A 24861-nucleotide genomic window follows, 5' to 3' on the forward strand; every position below is an offset into this window, starting at 1 on the left:
ACCATCCAATCTTTGGGCGATACGCCGTTGGCGGTTCTGCTGACCATTTCCCACTCTCGGCGCAAGAAGCTGCACGATCAGATCACCCAGCTCTGCGATGAGATGGACCTGGTCAGATTCGAAGCCGAGATTCCCAACCGGGTCGGCATCGCCGAGGCCTGGTTCGCAGATACACAGAAGCTGGACCTGGCCGGATACCAAGATGTCTACACTGAGCTCTCGACCGCCCTACGAGCACACATGCAACGTGCATAACCACGCACGCACGCACCAACGCACACACTCACTTAATCAAGGAGAACATCATGGCAAAGAACAACGGCCTCCAGAACGCCTTCGACAAGAAGTCATCAACCCGGACCTCGAACAGTGTCGCCAGCAGCTTCCCGGCAGAGGCTTCACAGCCTCGCCCCGACGTGCGCATGACCGTGGATATGGAAGGAGACCTGCACGAACGGCTCAGGAGGGAAGCCCTCGAGAACAAGATGGCCACGCCGAAGCGGCCTGGCTCGACTGTCAAGGAGTTGCTGAACTACTACCTGCGGCGCGGCATGGAAAACTGATCATGCACACACGCACACACTCACCAACGCACACACTCACATGCGTGAGCATGTGCGGGACTGTAGGCATCGGAAGCTCTGTTAAACGGTCCTCGGCTCGGTTAACGTGGATTGTGAAGTACGTCAACCCGACAGGACCCGCGCTACATGGCACGTCGCAAACCCACCACCATCGACGGACAAACCGATCTGTTCGAATTCCTGACCCCGGAATCGGAGGAAACACGAGATGAGCGACTACGCAGCTATCGCGAAGACCAACTGGAAGCGGCTGACCCCGAGCCAGTACCAAGCCCTGGAGAACCAGGAGGTGTTCTTCCAGAACCTGGCGGACCAGGCCGAGGAACAAATCAATCAGCTGCAGCTGAGCCTGCAGGGGCAGGACAGTCCGACCGAGGACTTCCTGGCCAAGTGGGGGAGGCTGAACGCGGCGAAGCAGCAGGCCGAGGAGATCGTGATCTCCGAGGTGCTGACCCCGCCGAGGGATCAGTGGGAGACCGACCTCGAGACGGAAGAGGACGAGAGCCCGGACCCGACGTGGACCGCGATCAACCAGCGGATCGCCCAGCTGGACCAGGAAGCGACCGAGACACCGGAGTAGACGAAGACGCCTTCATTCAGGCATCACCGGATGATCTGGCTCCTTCGGGTACCCAGGCCCGTTTCCAGGCCAACCTCGCCGCGATCCAGACCCTTCGCCGGATCCAGGCCGAGGAGAGGGAAGCCACCACCGAGGAACGTCAGCAACTGGCACGGTGGGGTTCCTGGGGTGCGACCGGACTGGCCGAGGTCTTCAACCCGGCCCGGACCGAGTTCGAGGCCGAGCGTGAAGAGCTGCGCCAAGAGCTGTCCGAGGCAGAGTACCGGGCCGCAGAGCGGACCGTACTCAATGCGCACTTCACTGACCCGCGTGTAGCTCAGGCGATGTGGCAGGCCATGACCGATCTGGGATTCGAGTCCGGGCGCGTGCTCGAACCCGGCTCCGGGTCCGGGACCTTCATCGGTACCGCCCCCGAGGGCGCAGAAATGACCGGTGTCGAACTCGATCCGGTTACCGCAGCGATCAGCCAGGCCGTCTACCCGGATGCGACCATCCGCACCGAGTCCTTCGCTGATACGGCAGTTCCCGATGATTACTTCGACGTCGTGATCGGCAACGTCCCCTTCGGGCAGAACGTGCTCCACGATCCGAGGCACAACCCGGACCGGCACTCACTGCACAATCACTTCATCCTCAAGTCCTTGGATCTGGTCAAACCCGGTGGGATCGTCGGGGTGATCTCCTCGACCTACACCCTCGATGCCCAAAACAGTGCGGCACGGCAAGCCATGCACGAGAAGGCCGACCTGCTCACCGCAATCCGGCTACCAAACAGGGCCTTCCAACGCTCGGCCGGTACCGACGTGGCCACCGACGTACTGTTCTTCCGCAAACGGCACGAGCACGAGACACCCGGCAACGACGGCTGGGTCCACACACGTCAGCAACGGATCACCTACGCCGATCAGGAAGCCACAGTCAGCCTCAACGAGGCGTTCTTCACTGAAGAACTGGAAGGCCATTTCATCATCCCGCCCCGGCCTGCCACGGACCGATTCGGCAACGACACCGCCATCTACCCCTCGAACCCATCTTCTGATTTCGGCGTCTCGGTCAACGTACTGGCCAGCAGACTTCGTGGAGTTGTCACCCGTCGTGGAAACCAGAGTCTGCTCTACGACCCGACCCCGGCCAGCGATGCCCAGGCGATGCCGCTGATCGTCCCCGACGAGCAGAACCTCCTCGATGGGCACATCACCGACCAGGGCGAGGGCGTCTTCACCATCTACCGGCAAGGTACCCAGCAGCCCTTGGAGGTCCCCGCGACCCAGCGGACCGAACTCTCCTCCTTGCTCCAGCTGCGCGACCAGACACGGAGTCTGATCAGTGCCGAGGCACAGACGACCACCGATACCGAGGACATCGCAGCCACCCGACGCGGACTCTCCGACGCCTACGCCGCCTACGTAGAGACCTATGGTCCGATCAACCGGATCAAGGAATCGACCACCGCCACCGGTACGATCACCCGCCGTGCCGCACCGGTCATGGCCAAACTCAACAAGGACCCGTATGGGCCGCTGGTGTCCAGCCTCGAGGTCTACGACAACGCGACCGGTACCGCCGTGCCCGCTGCCTTGCTCTCCGAGCGTGTCCTCGAGCAGCGCAAAACGATCACCCGCGCCGAATCACCTGCCGATGCCCTGGCGATCAGTCTCGACCAGACCGGCGAGGTCGACCTCGACTACATTGCTGATCTGCTCGAGACCGACCCACAGACTGCCCGCGACCGGCTGGGCGAGACCGTCTTCGACGTCCCCGGCGAAAACCGGCTAGAGACCCGCGAGGCGTATCTCTCCGGTGATGTCCGGGCAAAACTCGAAGCCGCCGAGACCGCCGCCGTCGAGAACCCACAGCTGGCAGGCAATGTCGAGGCATTGCGCGAGGTCGTACCCACCGACCTACAACCCTCCGAGATCGAGGCCCGCGTCGGGGCCTCATGGATTCCAGATACCGTCCACACCGACTTCCTGCATGAAGTCACCGGGGATACCACCGCCACCATGCGCCGTGTCTCCGGTGCCAGCTGGGACTACTCCGGCTCCGGGATGAACCGTGGCGGCTGGGGCACCGAGAAGTTCCCGGCCTACCGGCTGCTGGGACTGATGGCCGAACAAAAAGCCATCATCGCCTACCACCCAGCCGATGAGGACGGACACCGGGCCGTCGATACCCAAGAAACCGCGATGGCCAATGAGCGGGCCGAAAACCTCGCCGAGCGGTTCAGCGAATGGGTCTGGGAAGACCCACAACGGGCCGCCACCCTGGCAGGCGAGTACAACCGCAGCTTCAACAACCTCGTGCTGCGCGACTATCAGAAGGCCGGTGAAGCCCTGACCCTGCCGGGACTGGTCAAAAATTTCGTGCCCCGCGAGCACCAGCGAACCGCTGTGGCCCGGATGCTCAACGAACCCTCGGTTGGCTTATTCCACCAGGTTGGGGCGGGTAAGACCGCCGAGATGGTGATGGGCACCATGGAACTGAAACGCCTGGGGATGGTCAACAAGCCCGCCGTCGTGGTCCCCAACCACATGTTGAACCAATTCTCCCGCGAGTGGCTGGGCATGTATCCGCAGGCGAAACTGCTCACCGCCAGCTCCGAGGACATGCGTGGCGATGACCGCCGCGCCTTTATCGCCCGGACCGCGACCGGCGATTGGGACGCGATCATCCTGACCCACTCGGCCTTCACCCGCATTCCCATGACACCCGAGCATCAAAGCGCGTATCTGGATCGCGAGGTCGCGATCCAGCGGGAGAACCTCGAGAAATCCGCGCTGCGGGCCGAGCAGAACGGTGAAAACACGGGCAGATCAACCAAGCAGCTCCAGCGTAGGCTCCAAGCCATCGAGGAGCAGACCAAGGCCCTCCAGGATGCCGAGCACGACGACGGACTGACCTTCGAAGAAACCGGCATCGACTACCTCTGTGTCGACGAGCTCCACGAGTTCAAGAACCTGGAGACAATCTCCCAGATTAAAGACGCCAGCATCGCAGGCTCGAAGAAGGCCACCGATCTGCACATGAAGATCGACTACCTCCGCCAACAGCACGGCGACCGGGTGATCACCGGAGCCACCGGCACCCCGATTGCCAATTCCATGTCCGAAATGCACGTGATGACCCGGTTCCTCCGCCCTGACCTGCTCGAAGCGGCCGGGCTGGATGACTTCGACTCCTGGGCCGCGACCTTCGGCTCCGTGATCCGTGAGATGGAAATGACCGTCGCCGGAGGCGATTCCTTCCACATGAAGGAACGCTTCGCCAAATTCCAGAACGTCCCCGAACTGCTGCGGATGTTCCATACCTTCGGCGACGTCAAGCTCCAGGAAGACCTGAACCTTCCCGTCCCGCAGATCGCAGCCCGCACCTCGGACGGACAACGCGCACCCGAGACACTGGTCGTCCAACCTTCACAGGCGCAAAAAGAATATGTCGAGCAGATGGCAGACCGCTACGAGCTGGTCAGCAAAGGCACAGTCGATCCCCGGATCGACAACGCCCTGAAAATCACCAGCGATGGCCGTAAGGCCGCCGCCGACCTGCGTCTGCTCGGCGACGAAGCACCTCTGGATGATGGCCAGGCGAAGACCAAAGCCGAAGCCACCGCTGACCTGCTGGCACAGGTCTACGACGAGACCAAGGACAATCAGTACCTGATCGCCGGGACCGACCAGGTCCACCCGACCCCAGGGGCGTTGCAGGTCGTCTTCTGCGACCTCGGCACACCGAAGCCCGACGACCGATTCAGTCTCTACGACGAGCTAAAAACCCAATGCACAGCACGTGGCATCCCGGAAGAGAAAATCAGGTTCGTCCACGAAGCCACCAACGATGCCAAAAAGGCCAGACTCTTTGAGCAGTGCCGTTCCGGTGACGTCGCGGTCCTGATCGGCTCCACCCAGAAAATGGGCGTCGGAACCAACATCCAGGCCCGGTTGGCGCACCTGGTCCACATGGATTGTCCGTGGCGGCCAGCTGATGTCGAGCAACGCAACGGGCGCATCCTGCGCCAAGGCAACCAGAACGACGAGGTCAAGCTGACCCAGGTCGTGACCAAAGGCTCCGTCGAGCCGTTCATGTGGCAGACCGTCGAACGCAAATCCGCTTTCACGAATCAGGCCATGCGGGGTAAGCTCGATGTCCGCGAGATCGAAGACATCGGCGACTCCACCATGTCCTACGCCGAGGTCAAAGCACTGGCCACCGGCAATCCGCTGCTGATTGAAAAATCCAACGCCGACCAGCAGCTGTCCAAACTCGAACGCCTGGAACGAGGTCACCGGCAGGACCAGTCGACGCTGCAATTCTCCAAAGCCGGGTGGGTCTCCGAATCCACCCGACTCCAAGAAGAAATCCCACAGCTGCGCGAAGCCGCACAACACACCGTCGACACCAGCGGTGAGAAGTTCCGTATGACCGTGCCCGGTCACGGTGAGCCCATCACCGACCGGGCCAAGGCCGCCGAGGCACTGGCCGGATGGGCCACTACCAACGGCTCCCAACGTCCCCCGCTGCGCGGGGAAGCAGACCTGGGTACCTGCGCGCATCTCGGCGGCCATGATCTGCGCATGGTCCAAGGCCCCGGTGTCATGGGCGATCTCGGCTCCTCTCCGGTACGCATCGCCATTGCCGATGCACCCGGTGTCTGCGTCGAGACCTCACGCAACGAGACACTGAACCCGCATCGCGGGCTGATCACCCGCATCGAGAACCAAATCGCGGGCCTGGATGAGAAGGCCGATCAACGGGCCACGCGGGTCGAGAAGCTGGAAGCCAGCATCGCCGATGCCGACCAGCGCCTCGGCAAACCCTTCGACAAGGCCGCCGACCTCGATCTCGCACGCCAGAACGTCGCCGAGCTGGACAAAAAACTCCGCGCCTTCCAATCCAGGACACCCACCAGTGGGGGAGTCGCGCACCCCGGTGCCCAAACCCCCCTGGGAACGGAGGCGACAGGACCGGAGTCCCCCGGGCAGACGGCGGTGATGGACCCACCCGATGACGGGATGAGTCAGGACGACATCGACCAGATGCGGACACTGCTCGGACGCGACTTCCCCCAAAACCCCGGTACCACCGGACCAACACAACAGGAGAACCCTTATAACCCCGGCCACGGGCCGGAGAACGAACACGACTGCGACAACGGAATCGACTAAAGGACAGACCATATGACCATCGCACTCTCACTGATCTCCCTCGTCCTCGGAACAGCCATCGTCTGGTACGCCGCACGGCGGAGATGGCGCAAAGACCCACCAACCGATCCAATCCGTCAGGTCTCCTTCATCGGGGCCACCCTGATCGGCTGGTCCCTCACCTGCTTCATCGTTTCCGGCATCTTGCTCGGCCTATTCACCATGCAACTGCCCGAACAATTCGCCTACCCCTACTCAGTGGCACTGCTCATCGGCATACTCGCACTCTGTGTGACCACGGTGGTCACCTGGATTCTGGACGCACGAGCCATGCGACAGGAGATGATCCACAATGGCATCCCCAACCGGCCGGTGTTCGGATGGGGAGGGCTGATCTTCCTCGTTCTGGCCATTACGGCTATGACTGGATTCGGAATGTTCGGCACCATGGCATACGGCTTCGGGTTCCTCGGCACTGCATCCGCACTGAACGATCCCAGCTTCAACGCGGACCAACAACAGACCCAGCTCTACGGGACACTTTCTGCCCAGGCGATCATGGGTGTCATCGTCATGGCCCTGGTTCTCGCCTACAAAATCATCAAGTGGTGGAACGCCACCAGAAACTGGGATCAGGCCATGGATGCCCGCCAATCCACCATGACCGTCAGCAGCTACTCACGAACCAACAACAACGGCTGACCCTGTCCAAATAATGCAACATCCGATAACATAATTGGTGCAAGATGGGCGACGGATGCGAGGAAGCCACATGTACTTAACTCGATACGACTACCGCGAAGACCTTTTCAACATCATGCGTGCATTTCAGGACAGCGGCGCGGACTGGACCAACGAAGACCACCTCAACACCTTCGCGAACAGCACAGCCGAAATGTATCGAGCCAAACACCTGCAGCGGATGCGCAAAGAGATCTTCCGAGGCCTGTTCAACTCAGACGGGACCATCAGGGGCTCGACCAAAGACGCCCGCGACCGGAATTCTGGGATTCTTCGGGTTGTGGAGAATGCTCAAGAACTTCGCCGAGTTGCTGAAGCTGCCGGGATCGCTGACCGCAGCATACTTTCCCGGTGGAAATACTATTTGCGGAACCGAGACAGCGCTCCGATGCGTTCCGGACCATTGGACCCTGCCGAAGATCAAGGACTCTGATAACTCATGCAGATCAACCTGCCGGTACCCAAGTCAGGTCTCGCCACGAAAGCATTCACACGTGCACTGCTAGGTGCCGCATCCCAGCTCGATCGTCGAGGAAACCACAGACCGGCCGAACGCATACGCATAGAACTGCAAGGCCTCGGGTGGACGTCCAATCGGGTCCGTGGCTCGCAGACGGAAACTCCGGGATACTTCCCACTGATCCTGTCCACCACACGCGAAGACGGTATCTGCCTCTACCTCGGCTTCAGACCCAATTCGCTGCAGCTTCCCAAGCACCCGCTCCGCCCCCTCCTGCTCGATGCCTCGGCAACTGCTACCAAGACGTTCAGCAGAATCATTCACGGGCCTGTACCGCCGATCCAGGACCTGGCCGCTTTCTACGGAATCCCGTACACCTGGCGTCCAACCGATGACCACCCGGACGAAGACCGCCACACCCCGGACATGGCAGTGTTCACCAACGCCGCGGGGCAATCGTTGGAGGTCCTTAACGTCCACGATGCTCGAGGCCGCGGAGACTGGGGCAACAGCCGATGGGGCCGCCCGTATGGCCGCCAAATCGGGTATTACTGGCAGGATGACTCTGAAGCCGGGGCACTGACTCACCTTCACGAGATCACCGACTGGTTCGACATGCTTCAACGACTGATTGATTTTGGTGCCGACATGCCAGCCCAAGACATGGAAGACATCATCAACGGCTTCGAGGCCCGGAACCGGGATCGGTCCTACTGGGGTGGACCCATGAGGCGAGAGTTGAAAGAGCCTGATCCGGCCCAAAAATGGGTCCGAACTCTCAACGAATGGGCAGAAGCACTCGAAAACGATTGGGCGGAGGCTCTGGAATGCCGGTAATCACCACACTGACCAAACGAGACGGTCTCCACTGGCTGTGCGAGACCATGATGATTGTTGCCGAAGAACTCGGCTACCCCGAAGACGCTCAAGCGATCCGTGAGAAGGCACCTTGGCGGCGAAGCCAACCCATCGACCGTGCCCCGGCCGGACTCCCTAGAATCGTCAAGAATCTGAGGGAGAAGCTCAAAGGCCGCGCCTACCCCGACGGAGACGCCACAGCGGCGAACGCTGTGATCGCCGATGTCCTGGGCGGTTCGCTGGATCCGCTCCTTTGGCTACGGTGCATCGCTCCTTGGCACAACCATTTCGTGCTCCAGATGATCGCGGCACGCCTGTGGCCCTCGGTCGTGCCCGCCGCCGGAGACGTAATCTGTCAGGGCTTGCTCGTCGCGTCTGTCGAAGGCAAACACGCGAACCCGAATTGTACTGTCAGGGATTCCATTTTGATCCAGTCCGAGGACGGCCTGTGCTGTCGAGCCATTGTCGATGACTCGATGATGGTGGTCTTCGGAGGCGACCCGGTCGGTCCCTATGTGCCCTGGGACACCACCCGTGATTACGACCCGGCCGATAGCCCAACACGCGATTTCGCGCACGCACCCGGGGCCGCCGTCGATCTCCTCGCGGCAATCCAGCTCTTCCCCGGCGAAGACGACCAAGTAGCCACCGACCTGGACCGGACCGTCAGTTCACCAGTGCTCGGGCCTGAGAAAGCCCCGACCCGGGTCCAGCCGTTTGCACCATTGCAGGCGGTGCTCGAGCAGATTCAAGGTGATCTTCCGAAGCACATCCGCCTGGACGTGGCGAGGGATCAGGCCGAGGATATGGGCATCCACACACAGCAATACCCTCAAGGTGGAGAAACGCACTACCTGGAACCGCAGTTCTACCTCACCGATACCCGACGCCGCAGATCCCTCGTGATCGATGCCCTCGTCCAGGCCCCAGACTGGGGCGAAGATTTCCCGAACCGTTACATTGGGCCGGCCGTCCGCCAAGGCAAACGGGTCAAAGACGACCACAACAAGGCTGGGTACCGTATCGATCCGCATGGGTTCACGACCCTAGTCGACGAGGCTGACGTCCTCGACGCATGTCACCGATTCATCAACGGGGAAACGATAAACATCCACGCACCGGACAACGTACGGGAACAGGAGGTGCCTGCATGACCTCGGAGGAAAAACCCATGAATGGGCTTCTCCCTGAGATGCAAGCGGAGCCGCCCAGCCAGCTGCGGCGGGCAAAGATTCGATACCTGGTCATCGCCATCGGAGCCTGTTGGTCATCCGCTCTCGCGCTGCTGGCAATCGTTTGGCTGATGAAAGCAGGCGAGCCGATCCCTCCGGGCTCTGGGTGGTTGATCCGGGCAGGCATCGGTACCGGGGTTCTGACTGTGCTGGGGTTTGGAATGGTGGTCTTCCTCGACCCGAGACGACGGAATACTTTCGTCACGGTGGTTTACATAGTGACTGCACTGTCAGGACTCGCCGCATTATTTATTCTGCTGTTCGCCAGCGGCTGGGGTTACTGCGGTGCCGACGGCGTTTGCCATACCCCCTACCCGAGACCCATGTAGGGACTCGGTAACCCGATCATCCCCTGCCCGATATGGCCGGGGCACCTTCCGTACGCATCGTCAAAGGAGAACCGCCATGCCAAAGACTAGTTTCGCAACGTGGACGACTGTCATGGTCCTCGCCGTTGCAGACGCGATCACTCTCTGGGCCGCATGCACGGCCATCAGAGCACTCCTCACAGCAGGCTCTTCCGTTTGGGCGATCATTCCGCTGGTTGTCTTCGGCGCATGTCTCGTAGTCTTCTGTTCTGTCGTCTTCGCCCGTTGGATCGTGCAGACTTGGTGGAGCGAGCACCGAGGAATCGGGAAGAATCAACGAGTGATCTATGCAGAAGCTGTTGGTAATCCTCGCGACCCGAGCAACGGCATCAGTGTTTGGGATCTGTCGAAGTGAGGGACCCGCTTCGATTTCTCTCAGCCGCCGAAGCTGCCGAACGGCTCGGAATCCACAAAGTCACCTTCTACCGGCGGCGACCACAACCACCACCGGATGCGATCATCGGCTCCACCAGGGGATGGTTACCGGAGACCATCGACGCCTGGGATGCCACTATGTCAAAACCAGGACCACGACCAACGGCCCCAAACATCCACGACCGCGAGGCCAACCAGTAGCCGCCACCGCATGTGGGCACGATTTGCTCTCGCCCTGATCCTCTTCGCCGTTGCCGTCGCCATGCCACTACTACTGCTCTAACAACGCGCACCCGGAGGTACAGATGAAACCCTCAATCACAGACTGGATCGACACCCACCTCGGACTCACGGTGACACTGCCAATAGTCATCATCATCGGCACCGGCTTTTCTGACATTGCAGTCTGGATATCCCAGCCGGGCTATACCTCAATCGTGGATGGTCGGCCCATGCCAGCACCGGCAGACTGGTTCGCACACCTGCTGGCCGAACCGTTCGACTCCCCGGGCTTCACCATCATCACCATCGTCTGGATCGTCCTGAACGTGCTCATGCTGGCACTCCTGGTCGGCATGGTCGGATACGACCTCTATCTGAGCAAGGAAGCCGCAGAAGACATGCCCTCGGGGCCTTTTGACCCCGCCGAAGACCAGGGACTCTAAAGCTGGAGCCTGATCCCGTCCTCAGAATCCCAGAAAATTCACCTCCGTAATCTGTTTCCACCCTTGCCTGATAACTACACCGACGGTATTGTTATGAATGTTCACTCCGGGAGTCAACGACCCGGATCAACGCGGAACCAAGAAGGAGAGAACCATGGACGCCTCAACAGATGCCACGATCACCACGACACTGCATGCGGAATCCATCCGACACCGCACCAGCTCAACGGCCACTATTGAATGGGTTCCATTCAATGCCCAGGAATACGATGCGGCATTCGATAACGTCGACCGCGCGATCATGCTGTGGGACGACGAAGGCGATCCACCGGCCTTCTTTAAAATCAACGAGCTCGGGCAGCCCGACTTGCGGGTCAGTTTCAAGAAAGTTGGGGGTCACCCGGTAGATATGGGGCGGGTTTACAATGAGGGGCCTCTTGAACCCGGATTTTTCCGAGTTACTGCTTGGATGTGGGATGGCAACGACTGCGATCCCGACGACCTATGACACCGAGTGAGATGTAAAAAGCCCGCCCGGCAGGATATGCGCACTAGGTGCGCCCAGGAAATTGTCCAATCCTCAACGAAGGCCGGGCGGGCCGCCCCACCCCACGGGGCGGAGACTGCGAACCAAGAAGGTTCGCTCACGATCCTACACGTTCTGCCCACGGAAGTCGTGGGTATCACTCAGCCCGAATCTTTGGGTCACCACATGGAAGCGAGCGACAGGCATGAAGCGATACTTATCCGCCGCGCAGGCCGCCGAATACCTCGGTATCCAGCGATCAGCCTTCCAGCGCCGTCTCCGCCTCTATACCCTCGAGCCTGACGTGATGGTCGGGGACCGACAGGGCTATACACAGGACACCCTCGATGCGTGGGACAAAACGATCCCCAAACGCGGCACATATCCACGAAAACCCCGAAGCTTCACCACCCGTCAAACTGACCAGGGGTAGGAAATAATCAGGAGCCGAAACCAAGACCAAGGTGGCGAAATGAGTATATTCAACCCGATCAAAAATCGCCTTGAAAAAATCGAAGCTGAACTCAACGCGGCCCGGCCCGATCAAGCGCCGGACTTCGATGAACAAGACAACCGAAACAAGGCCAGGAACACTGCACTCGCTCGTGGCGTACCAGAGCGGATCCTCGATGACAAAGAACCTGCACTGACCGACCAGCAGATGCAGGACTGGGCAGAAGCACTCACTCGCTCACTCGAAGCAAAAACAGTGCACAGGTATATTGTCGACCTTCATCAGCAACTGACGACCGCTCGTACTTTCCCTATTGTGACCAAAACCCAGGTCCGGAGAGTTCCACGTCTGGAGACACAGCCACGACTACTTGGCCTCGCCGAGTACAAGATGAATCGGGGCGAGTAAACCTTGCAGTCTGCACGGCAACGATTCGCTGACTCCAAGCCCTACGAGATCGTGGACCAGTGGGAGGATCTGCAAGGACCCACCACCGGGACCATTACACTGCCCCAACGGCTGTGCTGGGCGCCGTACCGGACCCTGGACCTGTCGACCATTGGTGGCCGACGGGTACTGGTTCGGGAAGTCATGGACAACGGCACAAAAGAAGACCAAGCCCACTACCTCAACGGCAGAATCATCCAATCCGTCTGGAACGAGATGCTCCTACCCCCAGCAACCCGGAAGCGATGGGCAACCAGGTTCCCCGATAAGCTCTCCAGGGTCGGCAAGCATGACTAGTCGGGATGACGAGCTTGCCTTCCAGCGAGAGGTTGCCACCGTGTTGTTGGAGAATTTGTCCCAGCACGGGTTCGTCCTGACCGGTTCGGGGGCACTGCGAGAACACGGGATCATCAATCGGCCTACCGAAGACGTCGACCTTTTCACCAACCCGCAGCAATCCACGAGTTTTCAGGATGCGACGAGTCGAGCTGTCCAGGCGTTAAAGGAGACAGGCTACGACGTCGAGGTTGGTCGTGACCTCGAGATGTTCAAGAACATCACCATCACTCGCGACGCGCAGAGCGTACAGGTCGATTTCGGAGTCGACTACCGAGGCCATGCACCGGCCTACATGGACGTCGGTGCCGTGCTGGATATCGATGATGCTGTGGGCAGCAAGGTCAGTGCTCTTTACGGGCGTCACTATCCACGTGACTTCCTCGACGTCGACTCGATCAGGCAATCAGGCCGCTACAGCGACGAAGAACTACTCAACGCCGTGGAAGCGCAGGACCCAGGCTTTGACCGCGAATACTTCTCCCACATTCTGGCAGGTGCGGAATACCTCACCGTCGAAGAGGTCGGAGTCTATGGTGTCGATGCTGACCAGCTTCAACAGATCCAACACCGGCTCCAGGAATGGGTGTCTGAACTTGCAGGTCCCGAGCGTGAAGAGCTAGATGAAATCCGTTCCTTGCACCGAGCAGATTTCCCGAGACAGCAACAGCTCGGGACGAGCAATCAGGCCGAACCGGGCCATAATGCAGGCTCAGGGCCAGTGCAGGCCCGGTCGCAAGCCCCCGGCACCGAACGGGGAGGCTAGGTGGGGATGTGGTTGGGGGACTACGAGCTTCCAAAGAATCCAGAAGGACTCAACGAGAACCGAGGAACAAGCACCCAGACGCAACGGAGGGCCATTGAAAGACTGACGACGTCGTCGTCAGGTGCTCACCTGTCCTCGTCGAGCCGTTCGTTTTCTGCGGTCAGTACCCTGGAAATCGTAGCCACAGAGACACCGTATTTTTTTGCCAAGGCGCTGATTGTCCAGCGTCGACCGGTCTCAGGGTTGATGGACTCCCGGTCACGCACAATGTCCCGGACCAGCAGCGGGTTGATCTTGCGGGGGCGACCGCCCTTGTGTCCCTTGCGGCGTGCTGCTTCCAGTCCGGCACGAGTGCGCTCGAGGATCAGCTCGTGCTCTACCTCGGCAAAGATACCGGCCATTTGCATCATGACTTTACCCATCTGGGTTCGGGTGTCGATGCCTTCGGACAATGACACGATGCCCACACCACGCGCAGCCAGATCGTCATAGAGGCTGGCCAAGCCCGAGAGCTTCCTTCCGAGGCGGTCGAGCTTCCACACGACGAGCACGTTGCCCGGTTGCAGTGCCTTCAAGCACGCCTCGAACTCGGGGCGTTTCATCGTCGTGCCAGAGACACCCTTGTCCGTCCAGATCGCGTGACAACCGGCTTCCTCCAGCGCGTGTATCTGCAGGTCCGCGTTCTGGTCGGCGGTCGAGACTCGGGCGTAGCCGAGGCGCACTGCGTCATCGGGGGAAGAAGGCAAAGGCATGTGCACGAATCTACCCGAGCTGGAGTCGAGGAGACGGTCATCTGGTGTAGAGGGAGATGATGAAGAAGCCGACCATCACGACGGCGACAGTGACCAGTCCGATACGAATCCAACGGGTCCACTGTTCGCGTGTCTTCAGTGTGGCCCCGGAGTCGTAATGGTCCACGACAAGCTGGGTCAGGCCCTCAGAGGCATCATCGACGGCACGCATTGGGCTGAATCGCTCAGATGTAGTGTTCCGTCGACGGCGGATCATCGAGACGGTGCCGGTGATAAACATCAGTAACGCGACGACAGCGCAGAAGACGAATATGGGAAGCAACAGCCCAGCATCAGCGTGCCACGGTCGACACAATATGACCACGGTCAGTCCTTCGCCGATTCCTACCAGGCCGAACATCGTGTTCATTACCCATCGGCGGCGGTCCAGGAGCGAGTCTCGGATGCATCCGATGGCGCTGAAGATGGCAAGGGCATACCCTTCAGCACTCCAGAACGCGGTCAGCAGCGGCAGATCGAGCGGAATCTGTGTTGTGACCAGCCACAGGGTGAAAACCGTAAGGATCAGCAGCCGAAGAATACGCGGCCACACAACCGGCTCCAGCTCAGGAGCCTCGATCAAAGCACCAGGACTGCGGAACCGAAGCTCTCGACGCACGATCAGGCAAAGAATGGCACAGCCGAGGAAACCGATCAACAGGAACCCGGCAGTCCGGGCTGGCTCCGGTGGGATATCGACATTGACGTGGTGGACATCGCCGATGGCCTGCACCAAGGCCGTGGCCATCAGTGCGCCGCAGGCGATGGTGGCCATGCGAAGCACGATGTCAGCCAGCCACAGGAGGCCGGTGGCTTTTGAAGCCCACAGGGGGTGAGGCAATCGAGTCTGTGTTGTGGTTACCATCGAGCGTCCTCCCACCTGGACCGAGTTGCGATTTTTGAGATCAGCGATCGGCTCAGTCCAAAGATACGTCCGACTTCCGCGCCGGAGCGTGTCTTCAGCAACTCAGCTACTGCCGCGTTACGCACTTCTGCCAGCCGTGAGGATTGCTCGGCCAAGCGGGCCTGATGTTCACTGACCAGTCGGGCCACACCTTCAGGTCCGCCATATTCATCCGACCAACCAGCAGGTTGAGTATCGAGGGCCGCCAGGAACGCCTCGGGCGAGGTTCGTGGGTCGCCCCACGCCGTTTGTTCGGTTTCAGTCATAACCCCATGTTGACCCCGGCATCCACATACGTCAACCCCCGGTCAACATTCCGGGGACGTGCGAATGCGTCAAAACCCATGGCAGCGGACCGCATTTCTGCAAACGGGATTATGCAAACTCGGTCAGCCGAGATCACGATGTTCCAAAAGAGTTTCCAAAAACCTCCGTTTTTGTATAGACGCAGCACGCTATAGCGTGTAGCGTGAGGGGTATCGAAAGGATGAGTGACATGACTTACACGACTCTTTACACAACACCTGGATGCCCGCAGTGCATGGTCACCGAAATGGCTCTAGAGAAGAACGGCATCGAGTACGACGTCGTGGATCTGGCGACGAACCCGGAAGCGGTTGAGCGGGTCAAGGCGATGGGGCACATGCAGGCCCCGGTCATTGAAACGGATGACGATCATTGGTCGGGATTCCAACCCGACAAGATCGCCGCGCTGGCGAAGGCCGGAGTCTGAGGAAGGAATCGGATGCATCAGTATTTGTCGGTCAGAGACGCTGCCCGACTGCTCGGGCTGAGCACCAGCAGCCTGTACCGGCGCGGGATGCCGGTCCCGGATGTGAAGATCGGCCCGGTCTCAGGGTGGGATGAGCGGACGGTCCTGGAATGGGACCGGGACTGGCGGGAGCAATACGCGGATAAAAACCAGGGACGGACGAAAGACAAGGAGAACGGTCATGAGTGAAGAAGTAGATACCACCGGGAAGAGCCGGTACACACTCGCTGGCTCAGAGGCGCTGGCCGCTGGAGTCTCGCATCCGTGGCCCGCTCGAGAAGAGCAGCGCAGCGCTAGTCGTGATGTGGGCGAGCACGAGTATGCGACGAAGCAGGACGTGGAACAGTTCTTGATTCGCCCCACTGAGAGTGGCCTGGATGCCGCTATTGCCAGGATGGACGAGACTCGGAACCAGGGGGATGTTTCGCAGATCGGGTTTGCCGAACGCGAAGTGCTCTACAGCGCGGCGTCGTTCGCTGAAGCTCACCGCATCCACCAGCACGTCCCGGACGAAGACGAGATGGGCCAGGCGTACCACGATATTCGCGAGACGGTTGACGTGGCCGTCGACGACCTCAACCACGCCAAGGACGGTCTCGATGATCTGCACGGGCACATCGCCTCGGGTGGAACGGTCGAGCAGGAGGTTTACATGGAATCCGCCCAGGCGGCTTTCATCGCTGAGACTCAGCTGCGCGATGCCCGTGATCACCTGTACCAGGTCACCACCCCGGTGATCCCCGGCAAAGATAATTATGACTTCATCCATCTGGTCCCGGACCGTGAGGGACCGGCCGGACCCGAGGCAGCGGTGCTGGAGACCAGCTCCAGCCCAGCCTGGACTCTGGATGAGGCCCGGGATCGGATGATCGCGGTCTGTGAGTTCGATGCCAGCGATCCGAGGGCACCCGAGATGCTGACACCTGAGCAGCAGAGTCAGCATCTCGAGGCTGTGCTCGATGCGGTTGAGTCCTTCCGATCCATGCAACGCAATGGAGCCCAACCGGAAGAGGCAAGGGGACAGGAACAGCAGGCTGGCATGGAAGGTATGTCGGCAGAGGAAGTGGCCGAGCTGCGCTCCGTGGTCGCACATGACTTTCCCCAGACTGAACCGGGGGCTCAGTCCTCGGTGACTGGCCAAGCCTCGACCACGCAACCGTGGCGCGAGGCCGGACGCAGTACCGACGACGGCATCGAACGTTAGAACCACACCAGAGAAGGAGAAGATCACCATGGCAACACCGACGCAGTTTGAGATTGATTTCGCGTGCGGGCACACCGAGACCCGCGATTTGTCCGACCGTCCCGCTGGTAAGCGGCGCGGTTTCGCAAAGTGGCTGGAATCGAAGAACTGCACAGACTGCTTCAAGAAGGAACAGGGCCAGGCCGATCTGGACCAACTATTCGAGGAAGTCGCGGACAGGAAGAAGAAGCTGGGGCTTCCTGACCTGGACGGGACGGAGAAGCAGGTCAAGTGGGGTGAGCTGAACCGGGACAAGCTGATCATGGCTGCGCATTCTGATCTGACAGAGGGTGAGGATGCACAGCTGGATGAGGACGAGTTCGACGAGCGAATCCTGGAACCGGCGCGGAAGGTGACCTCGGCGGGTTGGTGGATGGATAACAAGGATTCGGAGCCGGATGAGCTCGAGGAGCTGGTCACGACGGCGTTGGACGACGTCGAGGTTGATACAGGTACGGAGAACAATCTGTGAACAGGAAGGTGTTGAAGATGTTGTTTCACGATCCCATTGATCGGCTCCGTTCCGGGGTGGACGAGTTGCGGGGTCACAGTGTTGATCTTGGACAGGTCGAGCGAGGACTGTTCTTTGATCCATTGGTCGTCTCCCGAGACAGGGTGCAGCAGCTCTGGATTGGAGAGCCGCGTAGTGGGAAGGTCGAGCGGTCATGACTGAAGATATCGATGAGGCTAAGCCGAAGATTTGGGTAGCGCGTACCGGGTGGTGGCGACTCGGAGTTGGTCTCGGTGTCGTCCTGGGTGCGGTGCTCGCGGCGGCGGTTGCGGGGTTTGTGCTTTGGATGATTGTTGACGGTATATCGGATCCGCTGCCGGTGTGAAAGGACGAAGATCAATGAATGAAGGACAGGAACCGTTTGAGTACGCTCCCTCCCACGTCCAATGGGCAACACCTCGGCAGGAGCTACTGCTGGGGATGATTCGAGGGTTCGTACCGGGCTTGTGGTTGGGGCTGCTGGTCGTGCTGGTGCTCGGGATTATGCATTGGGGCTGGCCCGACTTCGGTTTGCTCCCGTGAGTTCCGCGACTGGTTCAACGGAGAAGAAGAGACAGGAGGGAGTAGGTTATGGCGAATGAAACGAGTCTGACCGTGATCGGTCGGTTGACGGACGATCCGCAGTTGCGGTTTACCCCGGACGGGCAGGCAGTTGCGAACTTCCGGGTCGCGTCCAATGCGCGGTTCTTCGACAAGGAGGAACGGGGATGGAAGGACAAGCCGCCGATCTTCATTGATTGCGCAGCGTGGGGCACGGAGTTCGCACAGAATGTGCACGAGTCGTTGCACAAGGGTGATCGTGTCAGTGTCACTGGTGATCTTGAGCCGAATGTCTACAAGACGAAGGACGGTGTGGACGTGCACGGATTGAAGTTGCGTGTCACTGATGTGGCGGCATCGTTGCGGTTCAATAAGGCGTTGGTTCGAGAGGGGGAAAGGTCATCATGAGTGAAGCATCTGAACGTAGATTTATTGGTGCAGTAACGGCTTCAGCTACGCGTGCCGCATCTTCGATCGCGGACATCTCTGGCGCCATTGCTGACGCAACTGATGAGGCAAACCAGGCCGCAACTGAGCAGGCTCTGTGGACATATCGCACGGTCAGTGGAACGGAGGTATGGGCTCAGTCGGCGTCTCATGAGGTTATACCAGTGTTTGGAGAGTTCTGTGTGAGTATCGTGATCGTGTATCACGTCTACGTAGTGTCTTAGACATCGTGTGATCTCGCGGGGGCTTACGGGGACCGGCACATTGAGTGCCGGTCCCCGTTTTGTATCTCGGGTGCCGCATGGGTTGGTTTGCCCCTCGACCACATGTGCACGACTTCCCCCGACCCCCACCGCTTCGCGGTCGGGGGAACTCGCACACATGTGGACGACGGGACCCACAGGGTCCACCCGCCCACAGCCAACAAGTCACCTTCGCGCATAGAGGTTTGAGTCGTTCTGTCGTTGTCTGTGGACGGCTTCTTGCACGACGACGCCGACCCTGGCCCCTTGTGGGGGCCTGTGGGTCGGCGGCGTCGTTTCGTGTTGTGTTCAGGCGGTCTCAGTCTCGGTGGGAGCTTGACTGTGCTCCGTGGAGTCTTCGCCTTTTGTGGTGTCTTCTTCGCTGGACTTTGCCCGTTGTTTCTTGGCGGTGGTGTTTGTTTGTGAGCCACGTGTTGCGCGTTTACGTTTGGCGGTTGGTTCTTTCAGGCCGATCTTTTTCAGTTCCTGTTCGGTCCATGACTTACCGGCGACGTCGTTCCACACGGAGGCGTATTCCTTGCGTGTTTCTTCGGCTCGTTTCTGTGCTTCGTCTGCTTCGGTCGCCGCCTCGATCAGTCGCCGGACGTGGGTCATTCTGTCCTGGGCAAGTTGTTCAGCTGTGTTCATCATGTTCGTTGAGTCGCTCATGGTTTCAGGATACGTGGTGTCCGCTGTGGCGGACCAGTGGTTGTTGGTATCCGGTGCCACTCCGTGGCACCGGTGTGTCACGCGGAGCGTGACCGGCGTGGAACGCCTGATTTGGTGCCCCGGCGGAGCAAGCTATACATTTAGGTAACCTAAATTGCTTGATCCTCTGGACGGAGCCAGCGGATGGTGACACACTGATGTGTGTAGGCCACCAATGAATTGGTGTAAGTGCTTCGCATGAGAGAGGTGATCTTGATGTCAGCGTCGAATGCTGGGCGTCGGCCGTTCCGCAAGCGGCGTCGGTCAAACATCGACGGTGCCCGGAGCACCATCAAGGTCACTGTTTCCGAGGTCGAGCGCGCGGCGTTGTATCGACTGGAGAGCGAAACAGGCCGCAGCGCTCAGACAATCATGCTCAGTGCTGCACTGGATGGATCACGCGAATCAACGGTCGACCGTCGTGCCCTCGCGGCTGAGTTGATGATCGCCCGGCAACAGTTGGCTGCTGTGGGCAACAACCTGAACCAGCTTGCTCGTCATGCGAACGCAACCTCAGAGTTCCCGATGGAAGCAGAGCTGATGACTAACGAGATTCGCGATCAGCTGCGCACGATCCGACAGACTCTAGACAAGCTGGAGTAGGCATGATTCCGAACATCACCAAGGGAAAGAAGATGTACGGTCTCGTGTCCTACTTACTGGGTCCTGGTCAAGCGAATGAACACACGGATCAGCACATCGTTGGCGGATCGAGTGCGATACTTTTTGAACACGCTGGCATCGACTTCACGGTCGGAGACACCAAGGCTTCTGTTCGTGAATTGGTCCGAGATCTGGACGCACCCTACCGGCTCCTGGAGGAGAAGAAGGATCGCCCGCACGTTTTCCATTGCTCATTGAGTGTGGCCTCCACGGAGGGCGATCTCAGCGATGAGAAGTGGCAATCCATCGCCGAATCGTTCGTGACTGAGATGGGGTTCGTCGACGGGACGAAACCCGACTGCGAGTGGGTAGCGATCCGACACGGCAAGTCCAAGAACGAAAACGATCACGTCCACGTTGCCGTGAATCTGGTTCGACCTGATGGTACACGCGCGACGACTCACAACGATCAACCACGAGCCCAGCAAGCAGCACGGCGCATTGAACGCCAGTACGGGTTGGATGAGCTGAAGACCGACCGCTCCAGGGCAGGATGGAAGCGAGGCGAATGGGAGAAGGCTCAGCGCGAAGGTCGAGACGATCCGGAGCGTGTTGCACTGCGACGCATGATCCGAAACGCGGCAACCGTAGCCGAGAACGAGGGCGACTTCGTCCGCCGATTGCGCGCGTCCGGTGCGGTCGTCAAACCGTATTTTTCAAAAGACGATCGATCCAAAATCGTCGGGTACAAAGCTGGTCTGCGCCCCCGCAAGGGACAGAAGATGATCATGTTTGGCGACAAGAAAGCCCTCGGCGGAGACCTGCGCCTCGACCAGTTGCGGAATCGATGGGAAGAGACAGAGCAGACCCGTACCGAAGCCGCTGATGAATGGAACGCTGCTTACGAGGGCAAGGCCACCGTCCACCGAGGTCACAAGGACTGGCGGTTCTACAAGGAGTCATCGAATCAACCTCATCGGGCTCCTAGCTATGACGACATCATTGATGCCCTGAAGAACCTGTCGGGGAATAACGATCAACGGGGCTGGGAAGAATCCGCGTCTGACTTCAGCGCCGGATTCAACGAATGGGCTGAACACGAGGACGACCCTCGTACCGCACGGAATCTCCGCGAGGTTGCCGATACTTTCGCAGATTCAGCAGGCAATGATACTCGTCCGAGATCATCCGTACCTTCCGTCCAGAAGCCAAACAGTGGGTACTGGATTTCCATGATGGCGATTGCACGCAATCCGAACGGACGCGCGGCACGCATGGCTATCTTGAAGCAGATGCTGAACACGACCGAAGCACTGTTCGATGCAGAGAAGGCACGGGGAGACTACAGACGGGCGAGAAACCTGAACTCCATGGCCAACCATCAGCTGGCGGAGGTGATCAAGCGCGAGTCCCGTTACGTGAGCAAACTCCAGCCAGCAGGACGTGCAACGGCGTCGCAAGTTGGCTCAGAGGTCACGCAGACGATGAACAACTGGAAGGCCCGTGGCGGACCTTCGACAGCTCAGGGCGGACCAACACGAGCGCAACGTCCTTGGAACCCTGATCAGTCCCGAGACAACTCACCAGAAAGGTAACTGTCATGAGTGAGCACGGAGATGCAGCAGACGATTTCTTCAACGAATCGACGAACGTCGCCATGATGCAGGCTCAACGAATCGTCGAGACCATGTCGCGTCGGATCGAACAAGCTCGGCGCGACCGAGAACAACAGGCCAACGAAGCAACTCGTGACACCGAGCAGCAAATTCACGAACGGCGTGATGCAGCCCGGGACCGATACACCAAGGTCCACCAGTCGCAGTGGTGGGACTCGACGCCCGCCCCAGAGATGGGCCGGACGTTCGAGGAAGCCCTGGCATGGCGGGACCAAGATCCAAAGGCACGTGTCGCGTGCGAACGGATCGATTCGGAATTGCAAACCCGCTACGGGGTGTCGCTTGCTGATATGGAACGGCGACTCGATCAGATGCGAGCAGATCGTGATCGCGAGGACTTCCAACGCGACCAGGACCAAGAACGAGGCAATCAGTACGACTCGGAGTCAAGAGAAAAGGAGTCCGAGGCGAACACCTCAGAAAACGACGCCGACGCCAGCACCAGAGCCACTGAGGCCAAGTCCGACCGGGACCAGGCCGAAACCGCCTGGGATTCCGCTGAATCCCACGAACAGCGTGCCAGCTTCTACGACCAGCACTTCGACGCGGAAACCGCCGAGTCGGCCAAGCTCGCTGATCAAGCACAAGCCCATCCTGCACGAGAAGCAACGAAGGATGCACCGGCAACTAAGAGTAAATCGGCTCGAGGTCAGGCTCAGTCACGATCCAGGGTCAATCGTCAGGAAATCGAACGATAAACCAGACACGAGGAAGGGGCGGCCACCACTGAACGTGGTGGCCGCCCCTTCACTGCATCAGATCACTGTGGGTCGAACAGGCCCCTCGGCGCTGGTTCGACGGGGAACGCTGCTTTTCGTGTTCGGTCTTTGTGTCCCTCGTCGACCGAGCACGCTCGGAAGGGACCGTCACCGGCCATGAGCACACGAAGGTGGTAGTCGGCATGGTCCCGCCACCAGACCGACATGCCTGTCGAAGGGTCCTGTCGCAGATGTTCCCACGCTCTCCAGATCGCCTCGAGCCGCTGCACAGCTTCCGGGTGCCGCCACCACTGCGGGCACCAGAAGCGAGTATTTCCGTCGATGGAGCGGTTGTACGAGGGGATCAGATGTTTCGTCACGAATTCCTCGACATTGGAGAAGAACAGCTCCGGCTGTTCCTCTGACTCCTCGTCGAGGTCTGGTGCCGAGAACGTTGGTTCTTTGGTGGTCATGCGGCCGCCCTCCGTTTCGCCGGATCATACTTTGCCAAGGAGGCTTTGATCTTCTCGGCGTCCTTGTCTTCGTACCAGGGACAGGTCCGTGTCAGCACTGCTGGAGCACCGGAGGCGAACACAATGGCCCGGCCTCGTTCGAGCGCGGCCAGGTCTGATACGTCCATGGTTCGTTCCTTCTTGTCGTCGTCCCGGCTGGTGCTGGTTCCTTGTTTGGAGGTCGACTTCGAGATCGAGGTATACCGGTAATCGCCGATCAACTGGCTTAACTCGCCCAGGAACTCGGCCTCCGATACACCGCCGCCATAGACCTTGACGTTGGCAGCAGACCACAGCTTTCGCATTCCTTCCCGACCCCAGACTTCAATACCCTGTGACCAGGACTGAAGAATGGTGTCGATGACGATTCCTCGCGACCCGTAGTGGCTGTACAGATTCGGCAATTCTGCCCACCGGCAGACGTTTGCGGCCTCATCGAGCATGGCCACCATCGGAGTCGCCAGCCGTCCACCTTCGGAGACCGCCAGCTCCTCAGCGGCCTCGACCGTAGCCACCGTCAGCGCTGTCACCAGTGGGCCAGCTGTTCCGGCCCCTTCCTTGGACAGCGAGTACAGGGTGTTTCGTCCCCGGACGAATTCATGGGGCTTGAATTCCTTACGGTGGTCTTGGCCTTGCGGGGTGATCCAGCGAAGCACGGAACGATTCGTCAGGCACGAGGCCATCTGACGTGCTGTTCCGAAGACACCACCGCGTTGTTTGTCCGGGGAGAGGATGACCCCGTTGACCGACTGTGAGACCTGGATGTAGTCGTTTTCTTTGAGGATCTGGACCGATTCGTCATTGCTTTCTTTGTTCAGCCACTCGTAGACCTTGGTGATGGGGTGGTTCTCGAGGGCGGCCGCCAGGAGCAACCCGGCCAGAAGGTCTTTACCGGCAGAGTCAAAGAATGCGTCTGCCTTGGCGCCGGTGGCTCGGCTGCCTGCCGAGAAGTGGGAGGCCAGATTCTGTGCTTTGACTTCGTCAGTGACATAGGACAACGGATTCCACCACCAGCTCGGGTCCTCGCCAGAGACCTGCTGTGGGTCGAAGACAAAGACATCCCCGACGTCCTCGCGGACACCACGGGTGCTATCAACGATGTCGCGCTTGTTCGACGTCGCAAGCACCGCTCCTGGAGCGGCCAGAATTCCCGGAACGGCACGGGAGGTTGTTTTACCAGTTCTTGGTCCCCAAATATCGACGCAGACGTCCTCCCATGAGGAATACAGCATTCGCCCGGACAGCGTCTTTGCAATGGGAAGACCTGGAGACTCGACGCCCATTCGCTGGGCTTTCTTGCGTGCTTGCTTCTCCATCATGAACCCGACTTCGCTGTCGTTGCCCATGTGTCGACCAGCGGCGTCGACCTTTCGCCGGTTGGAGTGGGATTTTTTGAATAGCAGCATCCATCCACCAACAACGATCCCTGCCAGTAGAAGCAGAGACACGATGGACATGACTGTCGACGAAGTCGTCCACTCATATTTGCCGCTCAGTGTGCCGAAGACGGCACCCAAAGGCGACGCTTCCGGGATCTCGCGCCCGGTTATGGCCCGTCCGAGCCAATAGCCTGCGTAGATCGTGCCTACGGCCAAGATGAATAGGCCGATCAGGCTCCACAGCAGGACCAGCTTGAGAGTATCCGATGATCGCTTAGCAGATGGTGCTCCCATGAGTTTCT

General features: G+C 59.7%; 32 protein-coding genes. 26 read left to right on the top strand and 6 right to left on the bottom strand.

The window, feature by feature from the left end; genetic code table 11:
• From B9Y51_RS11115 to B9Y51_RS00080, 16 genes are all read left to right on the top strand, one after another.
• Nucleotides 1–255 (top strand): hypothetical protein (locus B9Y51_RS11115; protein WP_158088210.1); only part of this gene is annotated, 255 nt, incomplete at its 5' end.
• 50 nt (nucleotides 256–305) lie between these two features.
• Nucleotides 306–563, top strand: coding sequence for a hypothetical protein (locus tag B9Y51_RS00010; RefSeq protein ID WP_085528343.1), 258 nt, complete (start codon nucleotides 306–308; stop codon nucleotides 561–563).
• 229 nt (nucleotides 564–792) lie between these two features.
• A complete protein-coding gene (locus B9Y51_RS10950; protein ID WP_143467921.1) occupies nucleotides 793–1164 on the top strand; it encodes a TnpV protein in 372 nt (123 codons plus the stop codon).
• Nucleotides 1101–6326 (top strand): helicase-related protein, encoded by a 5226-nt coding sequence (locus B9Y51_RS00015; protein WP_143467922.1) that lies wholly within the window; start codon nucleotides 1101–1103, stop codon nucleotides 6324–6326. Before B9Y51_RS10950 ends, B9Y51_RS00015 begins: the two co-directional genes overlap by 64 nt.
• A gap of 12 nt (nucleotides 6327–6338) precedes the next feature.
• Nucleotides 6339–7007, top strand: coding sequence for a hypothetical protein (locus tag B9Y51_RS00020; protein ID WP_085528345.1), 669 nt, complete (start codon nucleotides 6339–6341; stop codon nucleotides 7005–7007).
• A 70-nt stretch (nucleotides 7008–7077) separates the two neighbouring features.
• Nucleotides 7078–7479 (top strand): hypothetical protein, encoded by a 402-nt coding sequence (locus B9Y51_RS00025; protein WP_085528346.1) that lies wholly within the window; start codon nucleotides 7078–7080, stop codon nucleotides 7477–7479.
• A 6-nt stretch (nucleotides 7480–7485) separates the two neighbouring features.
• Nucleotides 7486–8343 carry a hypothetical protein gene (locus B9Y51_RS00030; protein WP_085528347.1) on the top strand — a complete coding sequence of 286 codons (858 nt, stop codon included), beginning with the start codon at nucleotides 7486–7488 and terminating at the stop codon, nucleotides 8341–8343.
• On the top strand, nucleotides 8334–9518 hold the full coding sequence (locus tag B9Y51_RS00035) for a hypothetical protein (RefSeq protein ID WP_085528348.1): 1185 nt from the start codon (nucleotides 8334–8336) through the stop codon (nucleotides 9516–9518). Before B9Y51_RS00030 ends, B9Y51_RS00035 begins: the two co-directional genes overlap by 10 nt.
• A complete protein-coding gene (locus B9Y51_RS00040) occupies nucleotides 9515–9925 on the top strand; it encodes a hypothetical protein (protein WP_085528349.1) in 411 nt (136 codons plus the stop codon). Before B9Y51_RS00035 ends, B9Y51_RS00040 begins: the two co-directional genes overlap by 4 nt.
• 76 nt (nucleotides 9926–10001) lie before the next feature.
• Nucleotides 10002–10319: a hypothetical protein gene (locus tag B9Y51_RS00045; RefSeq protein WP_085528350.1), complete on the top strand. Its 318-nt coding sequence runs from the start codon at nucleotides 10002–10004 to the stop codon at nucleotides 10317–10319.
• A gap of 325 nt (nucleotides 10320–10644) precedes the next feature.
• Entirely contained in the window at nucleotides 10645–11004 is a 360-nt protein-coding gene (locus B9Y51_RS00055; protein ID WP_085528352.1) for a hypothetical protein, read from the top strand.
• A gap of 154 nt (nucleotides 11005–11158) precedes the next feature.
• On the top strand, nucleotides 11159–11512 hold the full coding sequence (locus tag B9Y51_RS00060; RefSeq protein ID WP_143467923.1) for a hypothetical protein: 354 nt from the start codon (nucleotides 11159–11161) through the stop codon (nucleotides 11510–11512).
• Nucleotides 11513–11735: 223 nt separating this feature from the next.
• Nucleotides 11736–11963, top strand: a complete 228-nt coding sequence (locus tag B9Y51_RS00065; RefSeq protein WP_085528354.1) for a hypothetical protein — start codon at nucleotides 11736–11738, stop codon at nucleotides 11961–11963.
• Between the two features lie 39 nt (nucleotides 11964–12002).
• On the top strand, nucleotides 12003–12392 hold the full coding sequence (locus tag B9Y51_RS00070; RefSeq protein ID WP_085528355.1) for a hypothetical protein: 390 nt from the start codon (nucleotides 12003–12005) through the stop codon (nucleotides 12390–12392).
• 3 nt (nucleotides 12393–12395) lie between these two features.
• Nucleotides 12396–12728, top strand: a complete 333-nt coding sequence (locus B9Y51_RS00075) for a transcriptional regulator (protein ID WP_143467924.1) — start codon at nucleotides 12396–12398, stop codon at nucleotides 12726–12728.
• The gene (locus tag B9Y51_RS00080) at nucleotides 12721–13533 is read left to right on the top strand and encodes a nucleotidyl transferase AbiEii/AbiGii toxin family protein (protein WP_085528357.1); all 813 of its coding nucleotides are present in this window, start codon (nucleotides 12721–12723) and stop codon (nucleotides 13531–13533) included. The genes B9Y51_RS00075 and B9Y51_RS00080 overlap by 8 nt, the downstream gene beginning before the upstream one ends.
• A gap of 125 nt (nucleotides 13534–13658) precedes the next feature.
• On the opposite strand, the gene B9Y51_RS00085 is transcribed toward B9Y51_RS00080, so the two are convergent.
• The 3 genes from B9Y51_RS00085 to B9Y51_RS00095 form a co-directional block, all read right to left on the bottom strand.
• On the bottom strand, nucleotides 13659–14285 hold the full coding sequence (locus tag B9Y51_RS00085) for a recombinase family protein (protein WP_085528358.1): 627 nt from the start codon (nucleotides 14283–14285) through the stop codon (nucleotides 13659–13661).
• A gap of 37 nt (nucleotides 14286–14322) precedes the next feature.
• A complete protein-coding gene (locus B9Y51_RS00090) occupies nucleotides 14323–15099 on the bottom strand; it encodes a hypothetical protein (RefSeq protein WP_143467925.1) in 777 nt (258 codons plus the stop codon).
• An 83-nt stretch (nucleotides 15100–15182) separates the two neighbouring features.
• Nucleotides 15183–15494 (bottom strand): hypothetical protein, encoded by a 312-nt coding sequence (locus tag B9Y51_RS00095; RefSeq protein ID WP_085528360.1) that lies wholly within the window; start codon nucleotides 15492–15494, stop codon nucleotides 15183–15185.
• Between the two features lie 230 nt (nucleotides 15495–15724).
• Here B9Y51_RS00095 and nrdH point away from each other — a divergent pair, with 230 nt between their 5' ends.
• The 7 genes from nrdH (at nucleotide 15725) to ssb (ending at nucleotide 18702) form a co-directional block, all read left to right on the top strand.
• Nucleotides 15725–15961 carry a glutaredoxin-like protein NrdH gene (gene nrdH, locus B9Y51_RS00100; protein ID WP_085528361.1) on the top strand — a complete coding sequence of 79 codons (237 nt, stop codon included), beginning with the start codon at nucleotides 15725–15727 and terminating at the stop codon, nucleotides 15959–15961.
• A 12-nt stretch (nucleotides 15962–15973) separates the two neighbouring features.
• Entirely contained in the window at nucleotides 15974–16189 is a 216-nt protein-coding gene (locus B9Y51_RS00105) for a helix-turn-helix transcriptional regulator (protein ID WP_085528362.1), read from the top strand.
• Nucleotides 16182–17204, top strand: a complete 1023-nt coding sequence (locus tag B9Y51_RS00110) for a hypothetical protein (RefSeq protein ID WP_085528363.1) — start codon at nucleotides 16182–16184, stop codon at nucleotides 17202–17204. Before B9Y51_RS00105 ends, B9Y51_RS00110 begins: the two co-directional genes overlap by 8 nt.
• Before the next feature lie 28 nt (nucleotides 17205–17232).
• Complete coding sequence (locus B9Y51_RS00115) at nucleotides 17233–17715, top strand: hypothetical protein (RefSeq protein WP_085528364.1); 483 nt, start codon at nucleotides 17233–17235, stop codon at nucleotides 17713–17715.
• Between the two features lie 193 nt (nucleotides 17716–17908).
• Complete coding sequence (locus B9Y51_RS11120; RefSeq protein ID WP_158088211.1) at nucleotides 17909–18079, top strand: hypothetical protein; 171 nt, start codon at nucleotides 17909–17911, stop codon at nucleotides 18077–18079.
• 14 nt (nucleotides 18080–18093) lie between these two features.
• Nucleotides 18094–18276, top strand: a complete 183-nt coding sequence (locus B9Y51_RS00125) for a hypothetical protein (protein WP_085528366.1) — start codon at nucleotides 18094–18096, stop codon at nucleotides 18274–18276.
• A gap of 48 nt (nucleotides 18277–18324) precedes the next feature.
• On the top strand, nucleotides 18325–18702 hold the full coding sequence (gene ssb / locus B9Y51_RS00130) for a single-stranded DNA-binding protein (RefSeq protein ID WP_085528367.1): 378 nt from the start codon (nucleotides 18325–18327) through the stop codon (nucleotides 18700–18702).
• Nucleotides 18703–19292: 590 nt separating this feature from the next.
• Here the strand turns inward: ssb and B9Y51_RS00135 are convergent.
• Nucleotides 19293–19652: a hypothetical protein gene (locus B9Y51_RS00135; RefSeq protein WP_143467926.1), complete on the bottom strand. Its 360-nt coding sequence runs from the start codon at nucleotides 19650–19652 to the stop codon at nucleotides 19293–19295.
• A 255-nt stretch (nucleotides 19653–19907) separates the two neighbouring features.
• Here B9Y51_RS00135 and mobC point away from each other — a divergent pair, with 255 nt between their 5' ends.
• Genes mobC through B9Y51_RS00150 form a run of 3 tightly spaced genes read left to right on the top strand, consistent with a single transcriptional unit; the run spans nucleotide 19908 to nucleotide 22668 of the window.
• Nucleotides 19908–20294 (top strand): plasmid mobilization relaxosome protein MobC, encoded by a 387-nt coding sequence (mobC, locus tag B9Y51_RS00140; RefSeq protein WP_085528389.1) that lies wholly within the window; start codon nucleotides 19908–19910, stop codon nucleotides 20292–20294.
• Between the two features lie 2 nt (nucleotides 20295–20296).
• Nucleotides 20297–21889, top strand: a complete 1593-nt coding sequence (locus B9Y51_RS00145) for a relaxase/mobilization nuclease domain-containing protein (protein WP_085528369.1) — start codon at nucleotides 20297–20299, stop codon at nucleotides 21887–21889.
• Nucleotides 21890–21894: 5 nt separating this feature from the next.
• On the top strand, nucleotides 21895–22668 hold the full coding sequence (locus tag B9Y51_RS00150; protein WP_085528370.1) for a hypothetical protein: 774 nt from the start codon (nucleotides 21895–21897) through the stop codon (nucleotides 22666–22668).
• A gap of 62 nt (nucleotides 22669–22730) precedes the next feature.
• On the opposite strand, the gene B9Y51_RS00155 is transcribed toward B9Y51_RS00150, so the two are convergent.
• A complete protein-coding gene (locus tag B9Y51_RS00155) occupies nucleotides 22731–23141 on the bottom strand; it encodes a DUF4913 domain-containing protein (RefSeq protein ID WP_085528371.1) in 411 nt (136 codons plus the stop codon).
• On the bottom strand, nucleotides 23138–24853 hold the full coding sequence (locus tag B9Y51_RS00160) for a type IV secretory system conjugative DNA transfer family protein (RefSeq protein WP_085528372.1): 1716 nt from the start codon (nucleotides 24851–24853) through the stop codon (nucleotides 23138–23140). Before B9Y51_RS00160 ends, B9Y51_RS00155 begins: the two co-directional genes overlap by 4 nt.
• Between the last annotated feature and the right edge of the window lie 8 nt (nucleotides 24854–24861).

This window comes from Kocuria massiliensis, from assembly GCF_900169715.1.
Lineage (GTDB): Bacteria > Actinomycetota > Actinomycetes > Actinomycetales > Micrococcaceae > Rothia > Rothia massiliensis.